This window comes from Georgenia sp. M64, assembly GCF_038049925.1.
Lineage (GTDB): Bacteria > Actinomycetota > Actinomycetes > Actinomycetales > Actinomycetaceae > Georgenia.
In genome coordinates this window covers 2,743,822-2,769,406 of sequence record NZ_CP145809.1, presented here as the reverse complement: position 1 = coordinate 2,769,406, position 25,585 = coordinate 2,743,822, and the positions used below count along the sequence as shown (strand labels likewise).

General features: G+C 74.6%; 27 protein-coding genes. 7 read left to right on the top strand and 20 right to left on the bottom strand.

Annotated features, from left to right (window positions below; genetic code table 11):
• Window positions 1–31 precede the first annotated feature (31 nt).
• A complete protein-coding gene (locus tag AAEM63_RS12475; protein ID WP_341358595.1) occupies window positions 32–916 on the bottom strand; it encodes a potassium channel family protein in 885 nt (294 codons plus the stop codon).
• Window positions 917–1,022: 106 nt separating this feature from the next.
• On the bottom strand, window positions 1,023–1,529 hold the full coding sequence (locus AAEM63_RS12470; protein WP_341358594.1) for a DUF3515 family protein: 507 nt from the start codon (window positions 1,527–1,529) through the stop codon (window positions 1,023–1,025).
• A gap of 51 nt (window positions 1,530–1,580) precedes the next feature.
• Between AAEM63_RS12470 and AAEM63_RS12465 the strand changes: the two genes are divergently transcribed.
• From AAEM63_RS12465 to AAEM63_RS12450, 4 genes are all read left to right on the top strand, one after another.
• Window positions 1,581–2,561 (top strand): thiamine-phosphate kinase, encoded by a 981-nt coding sequence (locus tag AAEM63_RS12465; RefSeq protein WP_341358593.1) that lies wholly within the window; start codon window positions 1,581–1,583, stop codon window positions 2,559–2,561.
• A complete protein-coding gene (locus tag AAEM63_RS12460) occupies window positions 2,558–3,010 on the top strand; it encodes a hypothetical protein (protein WP_341358592.1) in 453 nt (150 codons plus the stop codon). Before AAEM63_RS12465 ends, AAEM63_RS12460 begins: the two co-directional genes overlap by 4 nt.
• Window positions 3,011–3,123: 113 nt before the next feature.
• Window positions 3,124–4,113, top strand: coding sequence for an adenosine deaminase (locus tag AAEM63_RS12455; RefSeq protein WP_341358591.1), 990 nt, complete (start codon window positions 3,124–3,126; stop codon window positions 4,111–4,113).
• 72 nt (window positions 4,114–4,185) lie between these two features.
• Window positions 4,186–4,824: an SRPBCC family protein gene (locus AAEM63_RS12450; RefSeq protein ID WP_341358590.1), complete on the top strand. Its 639-nt coding sequence runs from the start codon at window positions 4,186–4,188 to the stop codon at window positions 4,822–4,824.
• A 5-nt stretch (window positions 4,825–4,829) separates the two neighbouring features.
• Here the strand turns inward: AAEM63_RS12450 and AAEM63_RS12445 are convergent, their stop codons facing one another.
• Both AAEM63_RS12445 and rpmB read right to left on the bottom strand, forming a co-directional pair.
• Entirely contained in the window at window positions 4,830–7,535 is a 2,706-nt protein-coding gene (locus AAEM63_RS12445) for a hypothetical protein (RefSeq protein ID WP_341358589.1), read from the bottom strand.
• A gap of 258 nt (window positions 7,536–7,793) precedes the next feature.
• The gene (rpmB, locus tag AAEM63_RS12440; protein ID WP_098484684.1) at window positions 7,794–7,985 is read right to left on the bottom strand and encodes a 50S ribosomal protein L28; all 192 of its coding nucleotides are present in this window, start codon (window positions 7,983–7,985) and stop codon (window positions 7,794–7,796) included.
• Window positions 7,986–8,291: 306 nt separating this feature from the next.
• Between rpmB and AAEM63_RS12435 the strand changes: the two genes are divergently transcribed.
• Window positions 8,292–10,514 (top strand): ATP-dependent DNA helicase RecG, encoded by a 2,223-nt coding sequence (locus AAEM63_RS12435; protein ID WP_341361363.1) that lies wholly within the window; start codon window positions 8,292–8,294, stop codon window positions 10,512–10,514.
• Between the two features lie 81 nt (window positions 10,515–10,595).
• Here the strand turns inward: AAEM63_RS12435 and AAEM63_RS12430 are convergent, their stop codons facing one another.
• From AAEM63_RS12430 to idi, 7 genes are all read right to left on the bottom strand, one after another.
• Window positions 10,596–11,486 carry a prenyltransferase gene (locus tag AAEM63_RS12430; protein ID WP_341358588.1) on the bottom strand — a complete coding sequence of 297 codons (891 nt, stop codon included), beginning with the start codon at window positions 11,484–11,486 and terminating at the stop codon, window positions 10,596–10,598.
• The gene (locus AAEM63_RS12425; protein ID WP_341358587.1) at window positions 11,483–11,866 is read right to left on the bottom strand and encodes a lycopene cyclase domain-containing protein; all 384 of its coding nucleotides are present in this window, start codon (window positions 11,864–11,866) and stop codon (window positions 11,483–11,485) included. The genes AAEM63_RS12430 and AAEM63_RS12425 overlap by 4 nt, the downstream gene beginning before the upstream one ends.
• Window positions 11,863–12,204, bottom strand: coding sequence for a lycopene cyclase domain-containing protein (locus AAEM63_RS12420; RefSeq protein ID WP_341358586.1), 342 nt, complete (start codon window positions 12,202–12,204; stop codon window positions 11,863–11,865). The genes AAEM63_RS12425 and AAEM63_RS12420 overlap by 4 nt, the downstream gene beginning before the upstream one ends.
• Window positions 12,201–13,793 (bottom strand): phytoene desaturase family protein, encoded by a 1,593-nt coding sequence (crtI, locus tag AAEM63_RS12415; RefSeq protein WP_341361362.1) that lies wholly within the window; start codon window positions 13,791–13,793, stop codon window positions 12,201–12,203. The genes AAEM63_RS12420 and crtI overlap by 4 nt, the downstream gene beginning before the upstream one ends.
• 101 nt (window positions 13,794–13,894) lie before the next feature.
• Window positions 13,895–14,767 (bottom strand): squalene/phytoene synthase family protein, encoded by an 873-nt coding sequence (locus AAEM63_RS12410; protein ID WP_341358585.1) that lies wholly within the window; start codon window positions 14,765–14,767, stop codon window positions 13,895–13,897.
• Window positions 14,764–15,786, bottom strand: coding sequence for a polyprenyl synthetase family protein (locus AAEM63_RS12405; RefSeq protein ID WP_341358584.1), 1,023 nt, complete (start codon window positions 15,784–15,786; stop codon window positions 14,764–14,766). The genes AAEM63_RS12410 and AAEM63_RS12405 overlap by 4 nt, the downstream gene beginning before the upstream one ends.
• On the bottom strand, window positions 15,783–16,361 hold the full coding sequence (gene idi / locus AAEM63_RS12400) for an isopentenyl-diphosphate Delta-isomerase (RefSeq protein WP_341358583.1): 579 nt from the start codon (window positions 16,359–16,361) through the stop codon (window positions 15,783–15,785). Before idi ends, AAEM63_RS12405 begins: the two co-directional genes overlap by 4 nt.
• A 78-nt stretch (window positions 16,362–16,439) precedes the next feature.
• Here idi and AAEM63_RS12395 point away from each other — a divergent pair, with 78 nt between their 5' ends.
• Window positions 16,440–16,946, top strand: a complete 507-nt coding sequence (locus tag AAEM63_RS12395) for a MarR family transcriptional regulator (protein WP_341358582.1) — start codon at window positions 16,440–16,442, stop codon at window positions 16,944–16,946.
• A gap of 7 nt (window positions 16,947–16,953) precedes the next feature.
• Here AAEM63_RS12395 and AAEM63_RS12390 read toward each other — a convergent pair whose 3' ends face one another.
• The 9 genes from AAEM63_RS12390 to AAEM63_RS12350 all read right to left on the bottom strand — a co-directional run bounded on the left by AAEM63_RS12390 (window position 16,954) and on the right by AAEM63_RS12350 (window position 24,927).
• Window positions 16,954–17,748, bottom strand: coding sequence for an anti-sigma factor (locus tag AAEM63_RS12390; RefSeq protein ID WP_341358581.1), 795 nt, complete (start codon window positions 17,746–17,748; stop codon window positions 16,954–16,956).
• Window positions 17,735–18,337 carry a sigma-70 family RNA polymerase sigma factor gene (locus AAEM63_RS12385; RefSeq protein ID WP_341358580.1) on the bottom strand — a complete coding sequence of 201 codons (603 nt, stop codon included), beginning with the start codon at window positions 18,335–18,337 and terminating at the stop codon, window positions 17,735–17,737. Before AAEM63_RS12385 ends, AAEM63_RS12390 begins: the two co-directional genes overlap by 14 nt.
• Window position 18,338: 1 nt before the next feature.
• Entirely contained in the window at window positions 18,339–19,058 is a 720-nt protein-coding gene (locus AAEM63_RS12380) for a class F sortase (RefSeq protein ID WP_341358579.1), read from the bottom strand.
• Between the two features lie 75 nt (window positions 19,059–19,133).
• Window positions 19,134–19,937 (bottom strand): DUF4397 domain-containing protein, encoded by an 804-nt coding sequence (locus AAEM63_RS12375; protein ID WP_341358578.1) that lies wholly within the window; start codon window positions 19,935–19,937, stop codon window positions 19,134–19,136.
• Between the two features lie 124 nt (window positions 19,938–20,061).
• Window positions 20,062–20,880: a TspO/MBR family protein gene (locus tag AAEM63_RS12370; protein ID WP_341358577.1), complete on the bottom strand. Its 819-nt coding sequence runs from the start codon at window positions 20,878–20,880 to the stop codon at window positions 20,062–20,064.
• Window positions 20,877–22,433: an SDR family oxidoreductase gene (locus tag AAEM63_RS12365; protein ID WP_341358576.1), complete on the bottom strand. Its 1,557-nt coding sequence runs from the start codon at window positions 22,431–22,433 to the stop codon at window positions 20,877–20,879. The genes AAEM63_RS12370 and AAEM63_RS12365 overlap by 4 nt, the downstream gene beginning before the upstream one ends.
• A gap of 188 nt (window positions 22,434–22,621) precedes the next feature.
• Window positions 22,622–22,945, bottom strand: a complete 324-nt coding sequence (locus tag AAEM63_RS12360) for a hypothetical protein (RefSeq protein WP_341358575.1) — start codon at window positions 22,943–22,945, stop codon at window positions 22,622–22,624.
• Window positions 22,946–22,984: 39 nt separating this feature from the next.
• Window positions 22,985–23,797, bottom strand: coding sequence for an ATP-binding protein (locus AAEM63_RS12355; protein ID WP_341358574.1), 813 nt, complete (start codon window positions 23,795–23,797; stop codon window positions 22,985–22,987).
• 143 nt (window positions 23,798–23,940) lie between these two features.
• A complete protein-coding gene (locus AAEM63_RS12350) occupies window positions 23,941–24,927 on the bottom strand; it encodes an LLM class flavin-dependent oxidoreductase (RefSeq protein WP_341358573.1) in 987 nt (328 codons plus the stop codon).
• Window positions 24,928–25,060: 133 nt separating this feature from the next.
• Here AAEM63_RS12350 and AAEM63_RS12345 point away from each other — a divergent pair, with 133 nt between their 5' ends.
• Window positions 25,061–25,558: a transferase gene (locus tag AAEM63_RS12345; RefSeq protein WP_341358572.1), complete on the top strand. Its 498-nt coding sequence runs from the start codon at window positions 25,061–25,063 to the stop codon at window positions 25,556–25,558.
• Window positions 25,559–25,585: the final 27 nt, after the last annotated feature.

The window sequence follows — 25,585 nt, the reverse complement described above, 5'->3', positions numbered from 1 at the left end:
CGCGGGCCTGCGGGCGGCGGGCAAGGGCGCGTCAGCGCGGGCGCTTCGCGCGGTCGCGCCGGAGCGCCTCGAGCACCGAACGGGTGTCGCCCGCCGCACCGAGGAACGTGGTCGCGGCGTGCGCGGCGAGGTCGTCGATCGCCGTCTGCAGGGCGCGTGCGGCGAGGCGGACGTCCGGCCGCGGCGAGGCGGAGCCCGCCTCGGCGAGGTCGGCGGCGAAGATCAGCGCCTCACCGAGGTCGCGCTCCTCCTCGCCCTCCCGGAAGTAGTACGTCTCGGAGTACTGGGTGAGGTCCACGCCGACCTGGGTGACCGCCGACGCCAGGTCCGCCAGGACGACGGCCGGCAGGTCGGCGTCGAGCGTGCGCACCTCGCGCTCGAGGCCCGCACGCCGCAGCCCCGAGAGCGTCATGACCGTGGTGCGGCGGCGCACCAGCGCCGGCTGCACCTGCAGCACCCAGGTGACCGCCGCCGTGAGGATGGCGAACCCCATGAGCGCCTCGAGCGGCGCCACGAGCCGCAGCCCCGTCGCGGCGGGGACGACGTCGCCGTAGCCGAGGGTGGCCAGCGTGACGACGGAGACGTACAGCGCGTCCGCGGCCGTGCTGCGCCCGCTCACGTCCAGGCCGCTGCTGTGGACGAACCCGGCCGGCATGTGTGGCCAGTACACCAGCGCCCAGCCGACGACGGCGAGCGCGACCCAGGCGACGATGACCGCCACCAGCGCGCTCGGTCCGGCGAGCTCGCGACGACGGGGCCCGCCGCGGGCCGTCAGGCGCCAGACGCCGGCCATCGCGGCGCCGCTGATCCGGCCCTGCCCGCTCGGGTGGAAGATCGTGTGGAAGACGTCCCACACGACGCCGAGCACGAGCAGAACCCCGACGACCGACACCACGACCGACACCGGTCCCGCCATTGAACGCCTCCTGATCGACGACCCGCGCCGGACCCCGCCCGGACGCACCGGCCGCGACGTGGCCGGACCTCCGCCACGCTAGGGCGTCCGGCCGGGCCGCGCAGGGTCAGGCGTCGGTCGCCCCCACGCAGGCGCGCTCGGCCGGGACGATGGAGACCGCGCCGGCGAGGTCGACGAGCGCGGCCGTCGGCTGCCCGCCCACCTGCTCGACGGGCACGACGACCTCGACCGCGGGCCGGCGCCCGTACGTGATGAAGGTCCACGAGCCGCCACCCTGGCGGGCGTGCTCGGGCAGGTCGGGGTCGTCGCCCTCCAGCGCGATCCAGTCGACCGCGGTGCCGTCGCCGGAGTCGACGCTCAGGCACCGGTCGGTGGTCGGTCCCGGCGAGGTGACGCCGCACCGCAGCGTCACGGCGGGGTCGCCCCACGCCGTCGCCGCCTGGGTGGTGGTCGAGCGCCGCTCGAGGCCGCCGAGGACGTCGGGGGTCGCCTGGAGGACGCGGGCGCACACCGGGTCCGCGGCCAGCTCCCCGGGCGGCAGCGAGACCGGGGCGGCGCAGCCGGACAGGACGGCGACGGCCGTGAGTGCGAGCGCGACGCGGCGACGGGGCATGAAGCCACCATAGGGTCGCGGACGGTGACGGCCACGCCGTAGCGTGGCGGGGTGACCCAGCCCACTGTCGCGGACCTCGACGAGGACGCCCTCATCGCCTCGTTCGTCCCCCTGCTGCCGCGGGGCAGCCGCACGCTCGTCCCCACCGGGGACGACGCCGCCGTCGTCGCCGCGCCCGACGGCCGGTTCTGCGTCTCCACCGACCTGCTCGTCGCCGGGCACCACTTCCGGCCGGAGTGGTCCTCGGCCGCCGACGTGGGGTGGCGTGCCGCGATGCAGAACCTCTCCGACATCGCCGGCATGGGGGCGGTCCCGACGTCCATGGTCATGGGGCTCGTCCTTCCGCCGAGCACCCCGGTGGCCTGGGTGCACGACCTGTGCCGAGGGTTCGCCGAAGCCTGCGGCCCGCTCGACGTGGGCGTCGACGGCGGCGACCTCTCCGCCGGGGAGCAGCTCGTCGTCGCCGTGACCGTGCACGGCGACCTCGGCGGGCGTGCGCCGGTCCTGCGCTCGGGCACCCGGCCGGGCGACGTCGTCGCCCACGCGGGCGCGCTGGGCCGGTCCGCGGCCGGTCACGCCCTCCTGACGGAGGGACGCCACGGCGGCTCCGACGAGGCGCTCATCGCCGACTTCCTGCGCCCCCGCCCGGCGCTCGACGCCGGACCGGCGGCCGCCGCGGCCGGAGCCAGCGCCCTCATGGACGTCTCGGACGGCCTGCTGCGCGACGGCCGGCGCCTGGCCCGCGCGTCCGGGGTCGTGCTCGACCTCGAGCCGCTCGAGGACTCCGTGCCGTCCGCCCTCGCGGGGCTCGCCGACGCCGCGGCCCGGCTCGGGACCGACCCCGCGGTGTGGGCGCTGACCGGCGGGGAGGACCACGGCATGCTGGCGACGTTCCCCGCCGGCACCGAGCTGCCCGCCGGGTTCACCCGGCTCGGCACCGTCCGGGCGGCCGCCGGGGCGCAGGCCGGTACGGTGCTCGTCGGCGGGGTCGAGCCGACGATCAGCCCCGGGTGGGACCACTTCCGGCGATGAGGACAGGACGACTCGTGGCGGTGGCGACGGCGCTGCTCGTGGCCGGGTGCGGGGCGGAGGACGGCATGGACGGATCGACACCGGACGCGGCGAGCACGTCGTCCGGACCGAGCTCGGGGCCGAGCCCGACGGCGGGCCCGAGCCCCACGGCGGGCCCCAGCTCGGTGGGTCCGAGCCCGACGAGCGCTCCGACGGGTGCCGCGGCGCTCGCGGCCGAGGACCTGGCGGACCGGCTCGGCGTCGACGCCGACGACGTCGAGGTGACGCGGGTCGAGGAGGTCACCTGGCGCGACGCGTCCCTCGGGTGCCCGCAGCCGGGGATGGCCTACGCGCAGGTCCTCACCAACGGCACCCTCGTCGTCCTCGAGGTCGACGGCACCACGTACGAGTACCACTCGGGCGGCCCGCGGGCGCCGTTCCTCTGCGAGAACCCCCAGGCCCCGCTCTGAGGGCGCCGCGCCGCGCCCCCTCCCGCCGGCGGCGCACGCGCCGCCGACCGGCGCGGCCGACACGGCGCTCCGAGCTCGCGGGCCCGCCCGGGAAGCGCTGCCATGATGTGCCGATGACGATGCCCACTGTCGAGCTCCACCTCCACCTCGAGGGCACCCTCGAGCCCGAGCTCATCTACGCCCTGGCCGAGCGCAACGGGATCGACCTGCCCTACGACGACATCGACGACCTGCGCTCGCGGTACTCCTTCACCGGGCTGCAGAGCTTCCTCGACCTCTACTACGCGAACATGGTCGTCCTGCGCACCGAGGAGGACTTCGCCGACCTCACCCGCGACTACCTCGACCGTGCCCGCCGGGCGGGGGTCAGGCACGCCGAGGTCTTCCTCGACATCCAGGCACACACCGCCCGGGGCGTGCCGGCCGCCGTCGCGCTCGCGGGCGTGACCGGCGTCCTGGCCACGAGCGAGGCGGACCACGGCGTCACGAGCGGCCTCATCATCACCTTCCTGCGCCACCTTCCCGCCGAGGACGCCCGCACCGCGCTCGAGGAGGTCCTCACCAGCGGATTCCCCATCCTCGGGGTGGGCCTGTGCTCGAGCGAGGTCGGGCCCGCCGCGCCGTTCAAGGACACCTTCGACCTCGCCCACGCCCACGGGCTGCACCGCGTCGCCCACGCCGGGGAGGAGGGCCCGGCCGCCAACGTCCGGGAGGTCCTCGACGTCCTGGGCGTCGAGCGGGTCGACCACGGCATCCGTGCGCTCGAGGACGACGCCCTCGTCGACCGGCTCGTCGCCGAGCGGGTCCCGCTGACCCTGTGCCCGCTGTCCAACCTCCGTCTGCAGGTGGTGGACTCCCTGGCCGACTACCCCCTCGTCGGGATGCTCGAGCGGGGCCTGGTCGTCACGGTCAACTCCGACGACCCCGCCTACTTCGGCGGCTACGTCGACGACAACTTCCGTGAGCTCACCCGGCTGCTGGGCCTGACCCCCGACCAGCTCGCCACCCTCGCCCGCAACGGCGTGGAGGCCGCGTTCGTCGACGACGCCCGCCGGGCGGAGCTCACGGCCGAGGTCGACGCCTGGCGCGCCGCGCAGCCGTAGGGGGCCGTAGGTCGGTGTCGCCCGCCGGTTCGCGCCCCTAGCGTGGAGGGTCGGGGGAGAGAGGCGGGCGACGTGGACGTCGGACGGAGCGTGCGGGCCAACCTGCGCGGGGCGGGGGAGATGGTCGGCCACCTCGTCGCCGCGCCGCTCCTGCGGCGCCGGCACGCGACGTGGGGAGCGACCGCGGCGGAGGTCCGCAGCGCCCTGCCGGACGACGAGCTGCTCGCGCCGGGCGCCTCGGTGACCACGCGTGCGGTCACGGTCGCGGCCCCGCCGGAGCGGGTGTGGCCGTGGCTGCTCCAGGTGGGGCAGGGCCGCGGCGGCTTCTACAGCTTCCAGCAGCTCGAGAACCTCGCGCGTTGCCGCATCCGCAACGTGGACCGGGTCCTGCCGCACCTGCAGGACCTCGCCGCGGGCGACGACGTCCGGCTCGCCGCCACCGCGCCACCCCTACGGGTCGCACGGCTGGAGGCCGGGCGTGACCTCGTCCTCGCCGGTGGTCCCGCGGACGGACCGGCGGTGGGGCGCTGGAGCCTGCACGTGCGGCCCCTGCCGGGCGGGCGGTCCCGGCTCGTGGAGCGGGTCTCCTTCGCCGCGGTCTCGGCGGCGCCGGTCCGGCTCCTCGCGCGCCTGGGCGTGCTCGAGGCCGTCCCCTTCGTCATGAGCCGGGAGATGCTGCGGAACATCAGGGGCCTGGCCGAGCGGGCGTGACCCGGTCAGGACACGGTGCGCGTCGCCCTGCCGCCCAGGCTCGAGGTCACCGTGACGCTCTGCGGGTTCGTGGGCCAGCTGAGCTCGCCGCGGTAGCGCCCGCCGCCGTCGTTCGAGAGGGTCCCGATGAGAGCCCCCGTCGACGTGGTGACGCGCAACGTCGCCGTCGAGCTGGTGCTGGTGGCCTCCACGCGGAGCCGACCGTCGTCGTACTCGGCCCGCTGCACGGCCACCGTGTCGGTCGACGGTGCGGCTGGTGGCGTCACCGTGAGCACCGCCGAGCGCGAGGCGCCGGCGTAGGTGGCGCCGATCGTCGTGGTGCTCTGCGTCGTGACGGAGCCGGCGGTGACGGCGAAGGTGGCGCTGGTGGCGCCGGCCGGGACGGTCACGCTCGCGGGGACCGTCGCCGCGGAGGCCGAGGAGGTGAGCGCGACGGTGGCGCCCCCGGCCGGTGCCGCGGCGGTGAGGGTGACGGTGCCGGTCGAGCTCGCGCCGGACGTGACCGTCGCCGGGCTCAGGGTCACCGCGGAGAGCGCCGCCGGTGCGGGCGGTGGTGGCGTCGGCCCGCCCGACGGGTGGACGGTGAGCGTCGCCGTGAGCGTCACGCCGGCGCCGGTCGCGGAGATCGTCACGACGGTCGACTCGGCCGGCGGCTGCGTCGTGATCGTGAACGAGGAACCCGTGCCCTGGTAGCCGATGCGCGCGTCCTGCGGGTCGGCGATCGCCGGGTGGCTGCTGGTGATCCGCATCTGCACCTCGTGGGTCTGCCCCGTCGCGATCCGTACGACACCGGCGGCGCCCTGGGCGCCGGTGGTCTCCGTCCGGTCGAGCACCAGCGACGACGGCGGCACCTGCGGGTAGAGCCGCAGGGGCGCGGTGATCGTCGTGCCGCCCAGCGTGGCCGTGATGGTCACGGTGGTCACCTCGGTGACCGCGCTGGTCGGGATGGGGACGGGCAGGGCGAAGCTGCCGGCCGGCACGGTCACGGTGGCCGGCGGCTGCGCGAGCGGGGAGCTGCTGCTCAGGCTCACGGTCAGGCCACCGGCCGGCACCTTCCCGGTCATCTGGAGGAACCCCGGCGCCTCGAACCCGCCGGTGGTGTCGCAGCAGAAGGAGAGCCGCTCCACGGTCGTCGGGTGCACCGTGAAGGCGAAGCTCGCCGACGACGAGCCCATCGTGGCCGTGAGCGTCACCGGGGTCACGGTGGTCACCTCGCCGGCGAAGAGCCGGAACGTGGCGAAGGCCAGGCCGGCGGGGATCGTCACCGTCGCGGGGTGGCTCGCGCCCGAGGCCGGGTCGCTGGTGAGGGTGACCACGGCGCCGCCGGCCGGTGCGGCGGTGGTGAGCTGGATCGAGCCGGTGATCTCCTGTCCGCTGTCGAGGTTGTCCGCGCCCGGGCAGGGGTTCTCGCACGGGGGTGCGCCCAGCCAGACCGACTGCACGCCGGACGCGCTCGGCGCCACGGTGAAGGTGCGCGTCGGGGACCAGTCGGTGACCGCCGCCGTCGTCGCCGACGCGTCGCCCTGGTGGGAGCGGACCCGCCAGAACTTCGTCCCCGAGGTGAGGGAGAGGACGGTGCGCTGGGAGGAGGTGAGCTGCGGCGCGTGGTCCTCGATGTCGGTGAAGGCGCTGTCCCGGGCGATCTGCAGCTCGTACCCGGAGGGCTGCGGGTTGGGGACGTCGGCCCAGTCGATGGAGATGGGCAGGGTCAGCTGGGCGCCGTCGGCCGGGGAGAGCGGCGCGGGGGGCGGGGGGAGCGGGGCGTCGTAGGAGATCGTGAAGCTGATGGTGTTCGACGGGGCTCCCTGGACGCCGTCCGCGTCCTCGGCGATCACCCGGGCGAAGTACGTGCCCTGCTCGCAGCCGCCGCAGAAGTCACCGATCGTGATGCCGGTCGAGGTGTCGGTGATGTTGTCGATGCCGAAGGTGCCGGCCGGGAAGGACGAGTCCTTCGTGAACTGCAGGGTGTACGTGGCGGCCCCCGTGACGGCCGTCCAGAAGACCTCGAAGGACTCGAACGGGTGGAAGGAGCTGCCGTACGGCGGGAGGCTGAGGGTCGCCGCCCCGAGCTGGCCGGCGCTCGCACCCGTGACGGTGACGCTGCGCGGCGCCGAGAACGGGCTGAGGTTCAGCTCGCCGTCGACGGCCTGGACACGCCAGAAGTACGTGCCGGCGGGGATGCCGCTGACGGTGTCCTGGCGCACGCTCGGCAGGGTGGAGTCGCGCAGCACCACCGTGGAGAAGGTCGAGGTGGTGGAGACCTCCCAGTTGAAGCCGCCGTTGATCGAGTCGGGGCTGATGTCGGAGGTCCACGCGATGGTGAACGGCGTGGTGACGCTCGCGCCGGCCGCGGGGGAGACGAGCGTCGGCGGCGACGTCGACGGCTCGGGATCGGGCGCCGGCTGGCTCACGGTGCAGCCGCTCAGGGTGACCACACGGGGGGCGGCCGAGCCGTCGTTGACGTCGACCGTGCAGTCCGGCGGTGCCGTGTACGGGGTGCGGCTGATCCGGAACCGGCCCGAGCTGCTGCTGCGGCCCAGCACCTCGCCGTCGACCGTGATGTCCCGGTTGGCGGTCGCGGTGCCCTCCAGCCTGAGCCGGGACCCGGAGATCTCCGCCCTGCTCACCGTCACCGCCCCGTAGGCCGGGGCCAGCGGGGTCGCGACGAGAGCCGTCGCCAGGACCAGGATCAGAGTGGCTCGTCCGCGCATGGTGCCCGCCCGCCTCCCGCGTGCACACCGTCGTGCACGAACGTCGTGCCCGGTGGTACGGCCGGGCAGGGCCCAGGGATTGCACGGCCCCGTCGCGCTCGGCCGTGCGGGCCGGGCTCAGGGGTTCGGCGGGCAGGGCGCAGGGGTTCGGCGGGCCGGGCTCAGGGGTGCGGCGGAGCCGCCTGGCTCGGCGCCGCGGCGGTGACGCACGAAGGGCCGCGCACCCTCGCGGGTGGCGGCCCTGGTGGCGCGTCGGTGTCAGACGGCGCGGGTGACCTTGTCGGCCTTGAGGCACGAGGTGCACACGTTCACGCGCTTCGGCGCGCCGTTGACGAGGGCGCGCACGCGCTGGATGTTGGGGTTCCAACGGCGGCTGGTCCGCACGTGGGAGTGCGAGACGCTCTTGCCGAAGCTGGGGCGCTTGCCGCAGACGTCGCAGGTGGCAGCCACGGTCGTTCTCCTGATCTTCTCGCTGACGCGCGGCCGGGGCGGCCGTACGCGATGGTCGGTGAGCCCGGCGGGCAGGCGCAGGCCTGAGGTCGCGGGCAACCTGGCAAGAGTACCCGACCACGGGCCGGGGCCCCAAACGGTGCCGGGTGCGGCGGCCGGTGGCGTCGACCACAGGCCGACGGCGTCGTGTCGGTGCCACCGGCTAACCTGCCACACGTGAGCACCGACCACGTGAGCACCGGCGGGGCGCGCGCGGGCGCACCGCTCGCGCGCGGGGTCCGCCACGACCCCGCCGTCGCCGGCGACGTGCGCTTCCGCCTCGGACGGTCGCTGAAGGACCTCCTCGGCGAGCGCACCGCCAAGGCGCTGGACAAGATCGGCCTGCGCACGGAGGAGGACATCCTCCGTCACTACCCGCGTCGCTACGGCGACCGGGGACGCCTGTCCGACCTGCGGAGCCTCGCCGTCGGCGAGCACGTCACGGTCATCGCCCAGGTGGCCCGGACCTCGGCGCGACGCATGCAGAACCGGCCCGGGGCGATCCTCACCTCGATCATCACGGACGGGACGAACGAGCTCACCCTGACGTTCTTCGGCAAGAACCTCGGCACGGTGAAGTACCACGAGGGCCGGCTCCGGCCCGGGGAGAGCGGGATGTTCACCGGCACGGTGAGCGACTACCGCGGTACCCGGCAGCTCACGCACCCGGACTACCGGACCTTCCGCGACGTCGACGACGAGGCCGCGGCGATGGAGAGCATGGACTGGCCGATCCCGATCTACCCGGCCAGCGCGGAGATGCCCTCCTGGAAGGTCGCCGACGCCGTGCAGACCGTCCTGCGGCCGCAGCGTCCCGAGGACGTGCCCGAGCCGCTGCCCGAGCAGTACCGCCGCGAGCACGGCCTGCCGGGGGCCCTCGAGGCGTTCCGCTCGATCCACCTGCCGCACAGCGAGGGGGAGTGGCGTCGCGCGCAGGACCGCATGCGTCACGAGGAGGCGTTCGTCCTGCAGACGGCGCTGGCGCGCCGACGGGCCGCGGCGCTCGCCGAGCCGGCGACGGCCCGGCCGCCGCGCGCCGGCGGGATCCGTGAGGCCTTCGAGGCGCGCCTGCCCTTCACCCTGACCGCCGGGCAGCGCGAGGTGGGGGACGTCGTCGCCGAGGAGCTGGCCCGCCCGGTGCCCATGCAGCGGCTCCTCCAGGGCGAGGTGGGCTCGGGCAAGACCGTCGTGGCCCTGCGGGCGATGCTCCAGGTGGTCGACACCGGCGGGCAGGCGGCCCTGCTCGCGCCGACCGAGGTCCTGGCCCACCAGCACCACCGCTCCATCACCGGGCTGCTCGGGCCGCTGGCGGAGGGCGGGATGCTCGGCGGCGCGGAGGAGGGCACCCGCGTCGTGCTGCTGACCGGGTCGATGGGCGCGGCCGCCCGGCGCAAGGCGCTCGCCGCCGCCGCGTCCGGGGAGGCGGGCATCGTCGTGGGCACGCACGCCCTCCTCGGTGACGTGGTCCAGCTCGCCGACCTCGGCCTCGTCGTGGTCGACGAGCAGCACCGTTTCGGGGTGGAGCAGCGCGACGCCCTGCGGGCGAAGGCCCGGGTGAGCCCGCACCTGCTCGTCATGACCGCCACGCCGATCCCCCGGACGGTGGCCATGACGAGCTTCGGGGACCTCGAGACCTCCACGCTGCGCGAGCTGCCCGCCGGCCGGGCCGGGGTGAGCACCTCCGTCGTGCCCGCCGGCAACGAGCGGTGGGTCGGGCGCATGTGGGAGCGCATCCGCGAGGAGGTCGACGGCGGTGGTCGCGCCTACGTCGTGTGCCCGCGGATCGACGCGGCGGACGACGCGGCCCTCGTGGCCGACGGCGACCCGGACGACGTGCCGGCCGACCTGCTCGACGCCGCCAAGCCGGCGGGGCCGCCGCTGGCGTCGGTCGAGGAGGTCACCGAGCTGCTCCGCGCCGTCCCGGCGCTGGCGGGGGTCGCCGTCGGGCAGATGCACGGGCGCCTGAGCGGGGAGGAGAAGGACGCCGCGATGCGCGCCTTCGCCACCGGCGAGACCCCGGTGCTGGTGTCCACCACCGTCATCGAGGTCGGGGTCGACGTCCCCGACGCCACCGTCATGGTCGTCCTCGACGCCGAACGGTTCGGCCTGTCCCAGCTGCACCAGCTGCGCGGCCGGATCGGCCGCGGTGACCGGCCGGGGGTGTGCATGGCGGTCACCGCGGCCGCGCCCGGCAGCCCCGCCTTCGCCCGGGTCGAGGCGTTCGCGGCGACGGCGGACGGCTTCCGCCTCGCGGAGCTGGACCTCGAGATGCGGCGGGAGGGCGACGTCCTCGGCGCGGCCCAGTCCGGGCGGGGCACCTCCTTGCGTCTGCTCCGCGTGACCAAGGACGCCGAGATCATCGACGCCGCCCGGGCGGCCGCGCGTGCGGTCGTCGCGGCCGACCCGGAGCTCGCCGCGCACACCGATCTCGCCGAGGTGCTGGCCCGGCACGTCGACGAGGAGACCGCCGCCTACCTCGAGCGGGCGTAGCGACGCCACGACCGGGCGTGCCCGAGCCTGCCCGGAGCGGCGCCCGGCGGGCGCCGCTCGGCGCGCAGGGCACGCGCCGGGTCAGCCTCGCAGCGCGATCCAGATGAACAGCTGGGTGAGCAGGAACCCCGTCACCATGTTGAGCCAGAGGAACCGGCGCCAGCCGCCGTTCGCCCGCTCGCAGTCCTCGTCCACCAGCGACCGGTAGGGGGCGACGCTGACGACGTAGGGCACGACGAGCAGTCCGGCCAGCGCCCCGGGGAATCCGGTGGCCAGGACCACCACGCCGGCGAGGACGTACAGCGCCATCGCCAGCCGGACCGTGCGGGCCGCGCCCAGCCAGGTGGCGATCGAGCCGATGCCCGCGGACCGGTCCGCCACGACGTCCTGGACGGCGCCGAAGCCCTGGGAGGCCATGCCCCAGAGGAAGAAGGCGACCATCGCCGCCACCGCCGCCCCGGTCGGTGCGGCCCCGGCCAGGGCGAGCCCGAAGACCGCCGGGCTGACGAAGTGCGTCGCCGAGGTGGCCGAGTCCAGGACGGGCCGCTCCTTGAAGCGCAGGCCGGGTGCCGAGTACGCCACCACGGCGAAGACGCTCACCGCGAGCACGAGCGCCGACGTCGCCGTGCCCATGAGGAGGAGGGCGACGAGGAAGGGCAGGTTGCTCAGCACCGCCGACCAGAGGGTGACCCGGTGCCACCGTCGCGCCAGGACGATGCCCTCGATGCCGCCCTTGCGCGGGTTGCGCAGGTCGGACTCGAAGTCGAAGACGTCGTTGATGCCGTACATCAGCAGGTTGTACGGGACGAGGAAGTACAGGGTGCCCACGACGAGGGCGACGTCGACGCCGCCGCCCGCCAGGAGGTACGCCGCCGCGAAGGGGTACGCGGTGTTGATCCAGCTGACGGGTCGGGAGGAGCCGACGACCTGGCGCAGGGCCGCGCTCACGCCGCCTGTCTGCGACACGCTCATGCCTCCCTCCCGGTCGCTTCCGCCGCGGTGGTCCGGTTGGTCGCGGTGGCCTGACCGACCGAGGCCGCCGACGTCGCCGCCGACCGGCCGGCCCGCAGGGCCACCAGCGCGGGCAGACCGAGCCCGGCGGCCACCGGCCAGGCCAGGTCCTCCACGGGCGCCAGGCCGAGGCGCAGGCCGGTCAGCGCGGCCTCGTCGAACCGGAAGAGGTCCGCGGCGATCATGACGGAGTCGAACACGACGGTGAGCACCACGAGCGCCACGACCGTGACCACCGTGGCGAGCCACCACCGCCGCGACGGCCGCACCGTCCACCAGGCCACGACCAGGACCGCGACGGCCACGGCGACGAACAGCAGACCCAGGCCGAGGTAGGTCATCGCTGCGCCCCCTGCCGGGCGGCGGGCGCCGGGAGCAGGCGCAGCGCGAGGGCGTGCAGCACCAGGGTCAGGTAGCACAGGAAGCTGATGAAGAACAGCTCCTCGAGCGGCAGCTCGGGCAGCAGCTCGATCCCGGTCATCGCCGCCGACTGGCCGCGCTCGAAGAAGCCGAGGGCGATCGCGGTGAGGTCCCACAGGAGGAAGAACGCCACGCCGGCGAGGAGCACCCCCGCCGCCCGGCGGGGCCGGTGCCACAGGACGAGGCGCCACCGGCGGTCCATGACCACCATCGACGCCAGCGAGACGGCCAGGGCGAGCAGGTACTCCCACCCCGTCACAGCGGGACCGCCAGGGGCTCGGTGGAGTGGTCGTGACGCAGCCGCTTCAGCATGATCTCGGCGCTGATGAGGCACATCGGCAGCCCGATCCCGGGAATCGTGCTCGACCCGGCGTAGTACAGCCCCGCCACCCGGCGCGAGGCGTTGGACCCCCGCAGGAAGGCGCTCTGGCGGAGCGTGTGCGCGGGCCCGAGCACCCCGCCCGACCAGGCGTTGAGCTCCGCGGCGAAGTCCGCCGGCCCGACCGTGCGGCGTACGACGACGCGCTCGTGCAGGTCCTCGATGCCCGCCCAGGCGGCGATCTGGTCGATGGCCGCGTCGGCGATCCGCTCGACGGCGGGGTCGCCGGCGCCGTCGACGCCGCCGCGCCCCAGGGTGACGTCGGCCGGGACCGGCACGAGGACGAAGAGGTTCTCCGTGCCGGGCGGGGCGACCGTCGGGTCGGTCTGGGACGGCTTGCAGACGTACGACGACGCGGGGTCCGGCACCCGGGGGGAGCGGCCGAAGATGGCGTCGAAGTTGCTCTGCCAGTCGGTGGTGAAGAACAGCGAGTGGTGGGGGAGCTCGGGCAGGCTGCCGCGCACGCCGAGGTAGAGCAGGACGGCGCCCGGGCCCGAGGTCCGGCGGTCCCACCAGCGCTGCGGGTAGGTCCGCAGGCGCTCGGGGAGGAGCTGGGTCTCGACGTGGTGGAGGTCGGCCGCGGCGACGACGACCTCGGCCCGGATGGTGTGCTCCGCACCGTCGGCGGTGCGGTAGCGCACCCCGCGCGCCCCGGCGCGCACGCCGAGCCCCCCGCGCAAACTGCGGGCGGCGGCGGCGAGGCCGCGGCGTCGCCCCACCCGCTCGGGGACGGCGCCGGTGAGGATCGCGGTGACCGTCGCCCCGGTGTGCAGGCGCGCGCCCTCGCGGACGGCCAGCGCGGCGACGACCTCGATGAGGCGGGTGAAGCCGCCCTGGGGGTACCGCACGGCGTCGGCGATGTCCATGTGGCTCATGAGGTGATACATGCTGGGCGCCCGGTCGGGCGAGGAGCCGAGGAAGACCGCCGGGTAGCCGAGCACCTGGCGCAGGCGCGGGTCCTGGAACCGGGCGGCGACGAACGAGCCGAGCGGCCGGAGCAGGAGCTCGGCCAGGTGCGGCGCCCGGGACAGGACGTCGCGGTGCAGCAGCGACCGCGGCGAGGCGAACGTCGTGTAGAGGAACCGGCGCACCGCCAGGTCGTAGGCCTGCCGCGCGGAGTCCAGGTAGGCCTCGAGGCGGCGTCCCGCGCCGGGCTCGACCGACTCGAAGGTGGCGATGTTCGCGGCCCGGTCGGCCCGGATGTCGAGGGGGGCGGAGCCGTCCTCGAAGAAGACCCGGTAGCCGGGGTCCAGGACGCTGAGGTCGAGCTGCTCGGCGGCCGAGGTGCCGAGCAGCTCGAAGAAGTGGTCGAAGACCTCGGGCATGAGGTACCACGACGGCCCGGTGTCGAACCGGAAGCCGCCGGACTCCCAGGACCCCGCCCGGCCGCCGAGCTCGTCGTTCTGCTCGAGCAGGTCCACCTCGTACCCCTCGCGGGCCAGGAGGGCGGCGGAGGCCAGACCGGCGATCCCGCCACCGACGACGACGGCGCGCGGCCGGGCGCCGGCACCGGTCGCCGGCCGGTCCGGCGCGGCACCGGCGCTCGGCACGCCCGGGACCGTGCGGGCGCTCACGCCCCCACCCCGAGCAGCGAGGCGAGGAGGATGCGGGCCTTGACCGGCCCGGGGACCCGCACCCGCTCGGCGCGGATCCGGCTGGCCGGGGTGGTGCGCAGACGCCGGGACAGCTCGGCGAAGAGGCCGTGCGCCGCGCGCACGGCCCGGCGGCTGCTCGGCGGCAGCAGCGGGACCACGGCCGCGGCCGCTGCGAGGTCGGCGTCGATGTCGTCCAGGAGCGCGTCCTTGTGGGTGTCGGCGAAGTGCTCGGGGTCCAGGCCGGGGAAGTAGGTGCGGCCGAGGTCGTCGTGGTCCTCGGCGAGGTCGCGCAGGAAGTTCACCTTCTGGAACGCCGCTCCGAGGCGGCGCGCGCCGGGCGCGAGCTCGTCGTAGCCGGACCGCGCCGCCGGGTCGGTGAGGAAGACCCGCAGGCACATGAGCCCCACCACCTCCGCGGAGCCGTAGACGTAGGTGTCCAGGCTGGCGCGGTCGTGCTCGTGGACGGCGAGGTCGGCGCGCATCGAGGCGAAGAAGGGCGTGAGGAGCTCGGGGCCGATGCCGCAGGCGCGGGCGGTGCCGGCGAACGCGTGCACGATGAGGTTCGTGCTGTAGCCGGTGCGCAGGGCCTGGTAGGTCTCCTCCTCCAGGACGGTCAGGACGTGGCCCCGGTGGGCGGCCTCGGCCGCCGCGGGGTCGTCGACGACCTCGTCGGCGATGCGGACCAGGGCGTAGACGTTGCGCACGTGGGTGCGCACCGGCTCGGCGAGGAGCCGGCACGCCCAGGCGAAGGAGGTGGAGTAGGCGCTGATGACGACGGCGGCGCTGCGCCGGGCGACGTCGTCGTAGATCGCCCGCGCGGGTGTCGACGTCGTGTGGTCGAGGCTCATGCTGCCCTCCGGACGAGCTGGTCGGTCAGGGCGGTGAGGTGCGCGACGACGTCGTCGGAGATCCCGAGGTCGGCGGCCAGACCCAGGGCGGCCGAGACGTAGTCGTCGGCGAGGTCCTCGATGAAGCTGCGCGAGCCGCACGTCGTGAGGAGCTCACGGACCTCGGCCGCGTGGGCCTCGTCGAGGTCCGGGTCGCCGACGTAGGCCGCGATCCGCGGCCAGGCGGCGGTCGTGCGGGCGTGCGCCATGAGCGGGGTGTGCTTGCCCTCGCGCAGGTCGGTCAGGACGGACTTCCCCGTGAGGTCCTCGGCGCCGAAGACCCCCTGGAGGTCGTCGAGGAGCTGGAAGGAGATGCCGACGAGGCGGCCGAGCTCGGCGAGGCCGGCGACCAGCGGCTCCGGGGCGCCGGCGAGCACGGCGCCCGCCTGGAGCGGCAGCTCGAAGGAGTACACGGCCGTCTTGCGCTCCTCCATGGTCAGCACCTCGCCGAGAGAGACCGGCGCGAGGTCGAGGGAGAGGTGGACGTCGGCCAGCTCGCCGGCCGCGGTGACGTGCAACGCCTCGTCCATGAGGTCCAGCAGGCGGGTGGTCACGGCCGGGGCCGCGCCGCAGGTCGCCATGGCGCGCACCGCGGCGGCGAGGGCGAGGTCGCCCGCCAGGATCCCCGCGGTGTCGGCGTAGCCGCGGGCCGGCCCGTCGGCGGCGCCGGCCCGCCGGGCCGCGGCGTAGAACGTCCCGGAGACGTTCGGGCGGCCACGACGGGTGTCGTCGCCGTCGATGACGTCGTCGTGGATGACGAACGCGCAGTGCAGCAGCTCCACGGCCGCGCCGACCCGGGTGGCCAGCTCGTCGTCGGCGCCGCCGAGCGAGCGGTACATCGCCGCCACGAGCGCGGGCCGGAACCGCTTGCCGCCCTCGGCGGCGTCACCCAGCGCCGACCAGAGCCGGGCGTACTCCGGGCCGAGCGAGCCGCTGTCGCGGCGCAGGTGGGCCTCGAGGACGGCGTCGACGGCGTTCATCCGGCCAGCTCCGTCACTCCGGGGACGTCGTCGAGGTCGGCCTCGGCGAGCGCCCGCACCTGCTCGACCGTCCAGGGGCTCAGCGCCCACGGCGCGGAGACCACCGCCCGGCCGAGGGACTCGGGCGCCACCCACGCGAGGTCCATGACCTCCTCGGGGTTCGGGACCGGGGCGTGCAGGGCGGTGGCGACGTAGACCGGGCACAGCTCGTTCTCCACGACGCCGGACGCGTCGGTCGCCCGGTAGCGGAAGTCGGGCAGCACGCACGTGACGTCGGTGAGGCTGAGGCCGAGCTCGGAGCGCGCATGGCGGGCGATCGCCACGGTCATCGGCTCCCCGGACCGCGGGTGCCCGCAGAAGCTGTTCGTCCACACGCCCGGGAACGTCCGCTTGGCCAGCGCCCGCCGGGTCATGAGCAGGTCACCGTCGGCCCGGAAGACGTAGCAGGAGAACGCCAGGTGCAGGGGTGTCTGTGGCCCGTGCACGCTCGCCCGCGGGGCGGTGCCGACGGCCCGGCCGTCGTCGTCGACGAGCACGACGTGGTCCGCGGTGGTGAGGGTGGTCGACGTCGGCATCTCGGCCTCCTGGAGGAGCGTCGGGGGATGACGGCAACTTACTAGATAAGCAAGCAAGTTGTCGAGTAAGGTAGTTGTGTGACCACCGAGCAGGTACCTGGATACTGGTACGACGACGACGATCCGGCCACCCTTGTGCTGGGTGCACTCCGCCGGTTCAGACGAGCCGACCAGGAGATGCGCCGGCGCATGAGCGCCGACATGGACATGAACGTCAGCGACGTCCAGGCGCTGCAGCTGATCATCGCGGCGGAGAACCGCGGGGAGGTCGCGACCCCGCGCCAGGTGAGCGCCCATCTGGGGATCTCGACCGCCTCGACCACCAAGCTCGTCGACCGGCTCGCGGCGTCGGGGCACCTCGAGCGCGTGCCGCACCCGCGGGACCGGCGCTCGGTGGTCCTGCGGGCCACGCCGTACGCGCACCGCGAGCTGCGCGAGCGGATGGCCCGCATGCACCGTCGGATGGGCGAGATCGCCCGGGCGGTGCGGCCCGAGGCCCGCCAGGACGTCGCGGACTTCCTCCTCGCCATGGCCGACGAGCTCGACCTCGCCGGCACCCCGCTGCGCGCGGCGTCGGACGGGTGAGGCACGGTCAGGCCGTCAGCCGGCCGCGGACGATGCTGTCCCCGGAGTGTGCGGGGTCGCCGTCCAGGGGCTCCCGGGAGACGTCGACGATGGGGTACTCGTCGATGTCCAGCCCGTCCGGCAGCTCGAAGGTGCCCTGCTCGCCGGTGAGGATGCCCACGCTCACGAGCCGCTGGACCTCGGTGTCGATGAGCCAGACCTCGCGGTAGGCGTCCTCCGCCGCTCCCGGCACCTCGACGGTGAGCACGCGGCGGCCGTCGACCTCGTGGACCGAGGCGGTCCCCGTCTCGCTCCAGCCGGGCAGCGGGTCGAGGGCGGCCGATGCCACGGCGGGCCCGGGGCCGGCCGCGAGGAGGTTCTCCGCCGCCAGCGTGCCGGCGATGCCGAGCGCGAAGCTCGCCGCCGCCACCCAGGCCGTGCGGCGGCGCCACCACGGGGTGCCGGCCGCACGCGGGCCGGGTGCAGCGGCCGCCGGGGCGGGGGGTGCGCCGATCGGCCGCCCGGGTGGCGTGGCCGGGCCGACCGGCTCGGCCGACGCCGGCGCGTTCACGGCCGGAGCGACGGGAGCGTCGTCCGCCGCGAGCTCGGCGGCGATCCGGTCCCAGACGTGCGGGCCGGGCCGCTCCAGCCCGCGGGCGACCTCGGGGTGGCGCGCGAGGCCCACGACGTCGGCGAGCTCGGCGAGCGAGGCGCGGCACACGGGGCAGTCGCGGGTGTGCGCGGCCACCGCCGGGTCGGCGGGCTCGCCCAGGGCGAGGAGGGCCAGGGTCTCGTCATCGACGTGGTGGTCAGAGAGCGACATCAGGCACCTCCATCCTTGCTCGTAGTCGTCTGAGGCTTCGGGTGATGTGGGACTTCACGGTTCCCAGCGGCAGGTCGAGCCGGGCGGCGATCTGGCCGTGGGTGAGGTCCTCGAAGAACGCCAGGGACATGATCGCGCGCTGCGGGTCGCCCAGGCTCTCGATCGCGTCCGTGACGATCACCCGGTCGACGACCCGCTCGGGGTGCTCCCCGGGCGGGGCGGTCAGCGGCTCGGCGGTGGCGGACAGGGCGTCCTCCGTGCGCCGCTCCCGTGAGCGCCGTTCGTGGGCGTCGGCGACGGCGTGGCGCGTGATCCCCACCAACCAGGCGCCGATCCGGGCCCGGTCGGGGTCGAACCGCTCGCGTGAGCGCCACGCCGAGACGAACACCTGCTGGGTGACGTCCTCGGCGTCCGCGACGTTGCCGAGCGACCGCCGGGCGATGGAGAAGACCATGGGGGAGAAGCGCTCGTAGACGTCGCGCACAGCCTCGGGCCGGCCGGCCCGGAAGGCGGCCTCGAGGGCATCCTCGTCGACGGCGGCCACCTCCCCTGCCGGGACCCGGCCGCGTGGCGGTGCGACCGTGGACATCTCAGCTCCCCACGAGCCTAGCGGTGACCGTGACGTTGTCGTCGTAGCTCTGCCGCTGCGCGTCCCACTCGCCGCCGCAGGTCACCAGGACCAGGCGGGGCTCGCCGTCGCGGCGGAAGTAGGCGGACCAGTCGATGACCGTCTTGGTCGTCTGCTCGACCGTCTCCACCTCGTACCGGAGCTCGGACCCGTCGTCGCCCGTGAGGACGACGACGTCGCCGGGGCGGGCGTCGGGCAGGTCGTAGAGCGGTCCGCGCGGGGTGACGTAGCTGCCGGCGTGCGCCGCCAGGACGGCCGTGCCGGCCCCGGCGTCCAGCCCCGGACCGTGGCGGTACCAGCCCGCCCGGGCGGCGTCCTCCGGGATCTCCATCTGGCCGTCGGGGGCGACCCCGACGGCGTCGACCGGGATGTCGACGCCCAGGGCCTCGTAGACGAGTCGGACCGGCGCCGTCCGCGTCGGGGCGGCGGGGACGCCGGTCGCGTCGCGCACGGCCACGGGCACCGGCGCGGACGGTGGCGGGGGCACCACCGCCGCGCCGGGCTCCCCTGACGCCGGGGGACGGTCTGCCGTCGGGGGCTCCGCCGCGGCAGCATCCAGGTCCCCCGCCGGAGCCCGCTCCGCCGAGGCGGAGCGGGACGGGGTCTCGGTGGGTGGCTGCACCGCTACGGCGCAGCCACCCAGGAGGAGGACGGCGACGGCGAGTGCTCGGGTGCCGGTCACGGGATCCTCCTCCGGAGAGTGCGTTCTTGGTCGTACGTGCGTCGTGCGGGTCACCGGCGACTGCCGGCGACGGGGTCAGCTGCGGGCGGCGGCGAGGCGGCGGGCGCCGACCCCCAGGCCGAGCGCGAGCAGGCCGGCCAGACCCAGGTACAGCGCGGGAGAGGTCGACTCCTGGACCTCGACGAGGCCGGTCGGGACGCCGGCGGGCGCGGAGTGCAGGCCCTCGATGGTCTGGGTGGCCAGCGCGAGGTTGCCGTCCTCGAGGCTGCCCCAGGCGTAGACGATGGTGGCCACGCCGTCCTGGACGGGCACGTCGGCCGGCCCGATCACCGGGTCCGTGGTGCCGGCGGCGGCGACCGCGGCGGGCACGGTGGTGGCGTCGAGCTCGAGGGAGGCCTCGTCGGGGTTCGCGAGACCCGTGATGACGGCCTGGTCGCCGGCGAGGACGTCGACGGCCGGTGCGGCGGCCACGTGGCGCACGGTCAGGCGCCCCTGGCCGGCCTCGGTGGCGCTGGTGTCGTTGGTGAAGAGGGTCGCCGTCGGCGTGCCGTCCTCGGCGAGGTGCGCCGCGGCGGTGTAGCTCATGCCGGCCTCGAGCGGGAGGTCGACCGGGCCGATGGCGGGCTCGGAGTCGTCGGCCGCGTCGGACGCGGTGATCGCCACGGTGTACGTGCCGGCGTCGAGGTCGAGGGGACCGGCCAGCTCGCCGGGCTCGAAGTCGTCGAGCGTGAGCTCGCCGTTGACCCACACGTCGACGACGAGGTCGGGGACGCCGTGCAGGACGGAGAGCTGGGCCTGGTGCCCGTCCGCCTGGGCGGGGACGGCGGCGAAGGCGAGGATCGCGGCGATGGAGCCGCCGAGCGCTGCTGCAGTCTTCATGGTTGGTCCTCCGTGTCGTGCCCCGTGGGGCGCTGTGGTGCTGACATGGAGGACTTCCCCCGGGTCGATGCGTTTGGATGCACTTTTCCCGAGGCAATTTTTCTGCGGGGTCCGCGGCGCCTCGTCAGGAGGTGCGGCGGCGGGACCGCAGAAGCGTCACGGCAGCGATGACGGCCGCCGCGGCCCACGCGGCGTAGGCCGTCACCGGGGCGAGCGGCTCGCCCTGGGTGCGGCCGACGCCGATCCACACCAGGCCCCACACCATCGTCGCGGCGACGCCGTACCGGCCCACGGCAGACATCCGGCCGGCGCCGCCCACGAGGGCGAGCCCGACGCCCACCACGGCGACGACCGCGAGCATGGCGACCGACAACACCTGCGGCAAGCCGGCACCGGTGAAGCCCGCCCCGAGCAGCGCGGCGGCGATGTTGGCGACCGTCGCCACGCTCACCCAGCCCAGGTAGGCCCCGAAGGTCCCGTCGACCACGACGCGGTCGAGGCGCCGCCGGCCGTGCGCGACGCCCAGCCGCAGGAAGATGAGCACGAGGACGGCGAGCAGCGCAACGATCACCGCCACCGACAGCGCCACGAGACCGGCCTGCACCACGAGGATCCAGGCCGCGTTGAGGAGCATCGACGCGGCAGCGGGCCACCCCACCTTGCGGAACAAGGAGTCGGCGGCGCGTCCGGGCAGCAGCTGGACGACCGTGTAGGCGCCGAGCCCGAGGTAGATGACCGTCCAGACCGAGAAGGCGGGCGACGCGGGCGCGAGGTGCGTGGCGTCCGCGGCGAGCAGCCCGCCCGCCGCGTCCTGGATCGGCGTCCCGCCGAAGACCCCGACACCGATCATCGACCCGACGACGCAGAGGACGAGGCTGATCGTCACCGCGACCTGCCGGACGCGGTCGGCGCGGGTGACGACCGCCGCGACGGGTGCGCTCACGGGGCCGTCGTCTGCGCCGCGGTCCCGGTGTCCTCGGCCGTCTCCCCGTCCGCCGCCTTCGCCGTCCCTCCGTCCGCCGCCTTCGCCGCCTCCTCGGCGGCGCGGGCGATGTTGCGCTGCATGCCGCCGAAGACCACGCCGTGGAAGGGGTAGACCGCCCACCAGTACGCCTGGCCGAGCAGCCCGTGCGGGTGGTAGATCGCCCGCTGGCGGAAGAGCGTCCGGCCGGCGTCGTCGGTGTCGGCCACGAGCTCGAGCCAGGCCTCGCCGGGCAGACGCATCTCCGCCCGCAGCCGCAGGAGGTGGCCGTCGTCGAGCTTCTCCACGCGCCACCAGTCCAGCGCGTCGCCGACGGCGAGCTGGTGCGGATGACGTCGGCCGCGGCGCAGGCCCGGCCCGCCGAAGACGCGGTCCATGAGCCCGCGCGCCACCCACCCCAGGCGCCAGGAGTACCAGCCGTGCGCCCCACCGATGCCCTCGATGACCGTCCACAGGTCGTCGGCGCCCGCGTCGACGACCGTCTCGCGCTCGTCCACCTGCAGGGACCCACCGGCCCAGTCCGGGTCGTCGGGCAGCGGGTCGGACGGCGCGCCGGCCGGGGAGGCGGACGACCAGCTCGTGGAGACGTCGAAGTCGCGGACCCGCTGGAGGGCGAGCTCGACGGCCCGGTCGAAGCCGATGAGGCCCTCGGGCGGGTCGGGGACGTAGGCCTTGATGTCCTCCTCCTTCGCCACGACCTCGTGGATGAGCGACTCCACGAGCGGGCGCGCGAGCCCGGCGGGCACCGGGGTGACCAGGCCCACCCAGTGGCTCGCCAGCCGTGGGGTGAGCACGGGGACGGTCTTGATGACCCGCGGGGGCAGGCCGGCGACGGCGGCGTAGCGCTGCATCATCTGCCGGTAGGTGAGGACCTCGGGCCCGCCGATGTCGAACGCGCGGCTGACGTCGGCCGGCATGGACGCCGCCCCGACGAGGTAGCGCAGGACGTCACGCACGGCGATGGGCTGGATCCGGTTCTCCAGCCACTTCGGCGCGATCATCGCCGGGAGCCGCTCGGTGAGGTAGCGCATCATCTCGAAGGACGCGCTGCCCGAGCCGATGATGACCGCGGCCTGCAGGACGGTGGTGGGCACGCCGGAGGCGAGGAGGATCTCCCCGACCTCCTTGCGTGAGCTCAGGTGGGCGGAGAGCTCCTCCTCCTCGGGGTGCAGGCCGCCGAGGTAGACGATGCGCCCGACGCCGGCCCGGCGGGCCGCGACCCCGAAGGTGCGGGCGGTGCGCCGGTCGCGCTCCTCGAAGGTCGCGCCGGTCCCGAGGGAGTGGATGAGGTAGTAGGCGACGTCCACGCCCTCCATGGCCGCGGCGAGCGCGTCCTCGTCGAGGGCGTCGGCCGCGACGACCTCGATGCCCTCGCGCCAGGGCCGCCCGTCGAGCCGGTCGGGGTGGCGCGCCATGGCGCGCACCCGCAGGCCGGCGGCGAGGAGCTCGGGCACGAGGCGGCCGCCGATGTAGCCGGTGGCGCCGGAGACGAGGGCGAGGGGGGCGTCGGTCATGGGGCCAGTCTGCGGCAGGTGCCTGTGCCGCGCCCGGGCTCGGGGGCGGACGTCGTGGCCCGTGCGAGTCGGGCGCCGCCCTTTCCTGCCGGCACGAGATGGAGTTTGGGTGGAGAAACTGTCAGGCGGAGCGGCGCCGTCGCCGTGCCGTGCCGTCGGACCGGTCAACGCCCGTCAAGGCGGTCGGACTAGTCGGCCTGTCGTCGGATGAAGGCCGCCATGCCCGGCACCGTGAAGGACACCACGCCGTGGTCGGGGGCGTAGATCAGGCCTTTGTGAATCAGGTTTGCGCGAGTTGGCCCCAGCGCGTTGATCGTCTTCTTGAGTCGTGAAGCAACTTCCCCCGAGCCCACGCCAGTGTCACCTTCAGGACACATCGCGCGCAGGTACCGCTTCTCGGAGGCTGTAGTTCTGTCCCAGCGTGCCTTGAAGAAGCCGCTGTCCAACTGCTTCTGGCCGACGGAGACTCCCACCCTCGCGTCTACCAGCTCGATGCGGTCACCATCGGCCACATCCCATGCCTCTCGACCGAACTGCTGGATGAAGTAAGGCTATCGACCGGAAGCTTCGACGAGATTCTCGAGCGCGGCTCCGTCCCATGAAACACCCTCCTGCTCGGCGGGTCGGACGATGGCTGCGTGCGCGTCCTCATGCGACAGTTTTTCGACCGGGTTGAACTGGAACCGTTCTGTGTACGACTTTGCTTCGGCCAGCGTCTGAGGAAGGCTCGGGAGACCTGCGAGAGCGAACAGCACCGGCCAGTTGTCCTGCGCTGCAGCTTGAGAGACCACAGCGAGCGTCGTCAACTCCGCGGTGCTCAGGTCCTGCGCCTCGTCGATCAGGATTGCGAGTCCCACGCCCTCCTCGGCTGCCGCGAGGGATACGTCCTTGATGATCTTTCGGAGATCGGTGTCGAGGACGCCGCTGTCTGCGCCACCCCCGGGAATGCCGGACAGGTCCGCTCCAAACGTCCAGGTCCCTGTCGCGTCGTAGGAGGCCTTGAAAGAGAGGGCGGTCTTCAGTGCCCGAAGGACTCTGCGCCCGGCGGAAGGTCGACTGATCTCTGAGAGTGGCTCGTACAGTCCTTCGCCCAGCATCTCTCGCAGTGATCGGTTTGCGCCCGCTTCGACTTGAACTACCCACCAGTCGCGTGCCTGTGCGTCATGGCGCAACTGGGTCAACAGGACGGTCTTGCCAACTCCGCGCAGGCCATACAGCACGAACGGCTGATCTGTGACGCCGCGCTCTGCTCGCTGGAGGGCGATGTCCCAGGAGCGCAGCGTGTCGTCGCGACCGACGAGCGCGGCTGGCTTGCGGCCCGCGCCAGGCATGTACGGATTTCTCACCGGGTCCACGATGCCCATCCTAACTAACTATGCAGACCTATAGCGGTCTATGTGCACGTATAGCGTCTGGGCTGCCCCACCTCACCCACCAGCGGCCGTCGGGCGGTCTTGGCGGGCGGGCCGAGTCCCGCAACCACACGGCTCCACCGGTGATTCTGCGCTCAACCCGCCAGGTCGAGGGCCCCGGCGAGGATCTCGTAGGAGCGACGGCGCTGCTCGTGCGTGGGGGCGTTCGTCGCGACGATGATCTCGTCCGCCCCCGCGTGCCGGACGAACATCTCGACCTGGTCCTTGAGGCCCTCGGGCCCGCCGACCGCGGAGTAGTGCGTCATCATCCGGATCTGGTCGCCGGCGGGGGAGGCGAGGACGGCGTCGGCCTCGGCGGGGGTGAGGTCCTCGCCGCGGCGCGTCAGGCGGGCTGCGCCGGCGCGCAGGGCGTCGGCGTGGAGCTCGCGGGCGGCGGCGTCGGTGTCGGCGGCGAAGACGTTGAGGCCGGCGATGACCCACGGCTCGGGATGACGCGCGGACGGCCGGTACTCGCGGCGGTAGGCCTGCACGGCGTCGACGAGCGCCGTCGGGGCGAAGTGGGAGGCGAAGGCGTAGGGCAGGCCCAGCGCCGCCGCGAGCCGGGCACCGAAGAGGGAGGAGCCCAGGATGTACAACGGGACCTCGGTGCCGGTGCCCGGGGTGGCGCGGACGCCCTGGCCGGGCGTGAGGGGACCGAGGAGGGACTGCAGCTCGACCACGTCCTGCGGGAAGCTCTCCGCGGCGGAGGGGTCGCGGCGCAGCGCGCGCAGCATGGCCATGTCCCCGCCGGGGGCGCGGCCCAGGCCCAGGTCGATGCGGCCGGGGTAGAGCGTCTCGAGCGTGCCGAACTGCTCGGCGACGACGAGGGGGGAGTGGTTGGGCAGCATGACCCCGCCGGCACCGACCCGGATGGTGCTCGTGTGCGCCGCGACGTGCCCGACGAGCACGGCGGTGGCCGAGGACGCCACCGTGGGCATGTTGTGGTGCTCGGCGAACCAGTAGCGGCGGTAGCCCCACCGCTCGGCGTGGCGGGCGAGGTCGACGGAGCTGTCGAGCGTCTCGCGGACGGTGCCACCGGTGTGGACGGTCGCGAGGTCGAGGACGGAGACGGGGACGGACATGGTGCTCCCTGGAGGTACCGGACGCGTGAGGTCGCCAATCGATCTCGGTCCACGGTACGTCAGCGCACACCGGTGGAACACGCCCCGCTCGTCCCGCGTTGGACAGGTGTACGCATCGGACAGGGAGGGACGGATGCGCAACCAGCACCTGCAGCGCAACGAGTTCGAGGACGACGAGGGCGTCACCCGACGCTACGCGCCCCACGCCAACGGTGGCGGGTACGTCGAGGCGGCCGCGCGCGTGGACCCCACCGCGTTCGTCGGCGAGGGTGCCTACGTCGACCCCGGGGCGCAGGTCATGCCGCGAGCGCGTGTCGCCCCCCGGGCCTGGGTCGACCGCGGGTCGGTGGTCGGCGCGGACGCCGAGGTCGGACCCGGCGCCCACGTGGGCCCGCGTGCGGTCGTCGGGAGCGGGGCCACGGTCGGGGCACGCGCCCGGGTCGGGGAGTGGGTCCGGGTCGCTCCGCGATCCCGGGTGGCCCCCGACACCGTCCTGACGGCCGGGGTGACCACGGCGGCCGGGGCCACGACGGCGGCCGGGGTGACCACGGCGGCCGGGGCCGGCTCGGCCGGGACGACGTCCACGAGGTCGGACGCGAGGTCGTCGGCGCGGCGCCGGCGGGCCGCCTAGACCCGTCTGGACGGTCGGGGCGGAGCC